General features: G+C 38.1%; 1 protein-coding gene, 1 rRNA gene and 1 pseudogene. 1 reads left to right on the top strand and 2 read right to left on the bottom strand.

The window, feature by feature from the left end:
* The first annotated feature begins 37 nt into the window (after positions 1-37).
* On the top strand, positions 38-247 hold the full coding sequence (locus tag ARSQ2_RS11885; RefSeq protein ID WP_238334298.1) for a transposase: 210 nt from the start codon (positions 38-40) through the stop codon (positions 245-247).
* Positions 248-252: 5 nt separating this feature from the next.
* On the opposite strand, the pseudogene ARSQ2_RS14640 reads toward ARSQ2_RS11885, so the two are convergent.
* Positions 253-420 (bottom strand): annotated as a pseudogene (locus tag ARSQ2_RS14640) (glycosyltransferase); the annotation flags it as partial.
* Between the two features lie 614 nt (positions 421-1,034).
* Positions 1,035-1,670: ribosomal RNA gene (locus ARSQ2_RS15215) — 23S ribosomal RNA — on the bottom strand; the annotation flags it as partial.

Here is a 1,670-nt window from a genome sequence, read left to right as displayed (position 1 = left end):
CATTTAGATAAAATGTTTGCATTAAAACAGTGTAATCATGATGGATAATGCAACTTTTCACAAGAAACAGAGTATTCAACAAGTCATCATCGATGCGGGGCATATGGTGGAATATTTGCCTACCTATTCGCCAGATCTTAATTTAATTGAACATAAAGGGGAACAAGTTAAATGCAAAAAAAAGAGCGCTCGGATTCGACATAGATATTTTGTTTGCACTGAATATGGTGTGTGTAATCAAAATTAAGTCGCTTAGCTATATTTAGCTGTAGCAATATTCATTCCGACATTACGTGCGACAGATACCCCGAGATTTTCCTGATGCAAAATCTTAGTATTCGGAAATCGCTCTATACATTCCTCTAATAATAAAGTGCTATTATCCGTTGCAGCATCATTGACTAAAATAAGTTCCCAGTTTTCTAATTTTTGTTATTCAAGAAAATTAAAAAATTTTGGTAAGAATGGTTCGCTATTAAATACAGCAAGAAGAATACTTAGCATCGGTTCAGCTAACATATGTTTACCTTAATCATTATCCTTTTTTAAGGGTTATTTAATTTTATATCAAATATTCAATAGATAAATGTTTATAGGCTCAATTTTGTTAAAAAATAGAATAATAATGTCGCTAATATCAAATAAATATATTACAAGATAATTAGCGTAATTAATTATGAACAAATGAAATTATTAAAATTAATATAAATATCACTTTTATTATTGATATAAAAAAATTGCATTAGTATTAAAGTTGTTATGCAAGTTTCCTACTCTCACATGGGGAGACTTCACACTACCATCGGCGCTACGACATTTCACTTTTGAGTTTGGCACGGCACGGGGTTAGGTGGGATCACCGCGCTATTACTGCCAGAAAAAATTTTTTTTATTTATTCCGTCTTGTTTCGCGTTGCCTCATAGTCTGCTTACCTACCTCAGTAGCGAACACACTTCGGCCTTCACCAAAATTCGACCATATTCAATCTCAAAACAAGCTAAAATTCTCTCTATCAAAACACCTTCGGTGTTGTCAGGTTAAGCCTTATCGGGTTATTAGTACTAGTTAGCTCAACGTATCGCTACGTTTAGACACCTAGCCTATCTACTTTCTCGTTTTGAACACTTTTTATAGGACATTACTGTCAGGGAAGACTTATCTTGAGGCAAGTTTCCTGCTTAGATGCTTTTAGCGGTTATTTTTCCGCACTTAGCTACCGCTACCAGGCGATGCCATTGGCATGACAACTTGTACACTAGTGGTGCGTCTACTTTGGTTTTCTCGTACTAGGAGCAGCCCCCCTCAATCTTCCTTCGCCCACGACAGATAGGGACCGAACTTGTCTCACACGACGTTCTAAACCCAGCTCGCGTACCACTTTAAATGGCGAACAGCCATACCCTTTGGACTTACTTCAGCCTCAGGATGTGATGAGCCGACATCGAGGTGCCAAACACCGCCGTCGATATGAACTCTTGGGCGGTATCAGCTTGTTATCCCCGGTGTACCCGTAGCAAGACGGAAAGACCCCGTGAACCTTTACTATAGGTTGACACTGAACATTAAGCCTTGATGTGTAGGATAAGTGGGAGGCTTTGAAGTGTCGACGCCAGTCTGCATGAAGCCAACGTTAAAATACCACCCTTTAATGTTTGATGTTCTAACTTGG

This window comes from Arsenophonus endosymbiont of Bemisia tabaci Q2 (assembly GCF_902713415.1).
In the GTDB taxonomy this organism is placed as follows: domain Bacteria; phylum Pseudomonadota; class Gammaproteobacteria; order Enterobacterales; family Enterobacteriaceae; genus Arsenophonus.
This window is presented reverse-complemented; position numbering and strand designations above follow the sequence as displayed.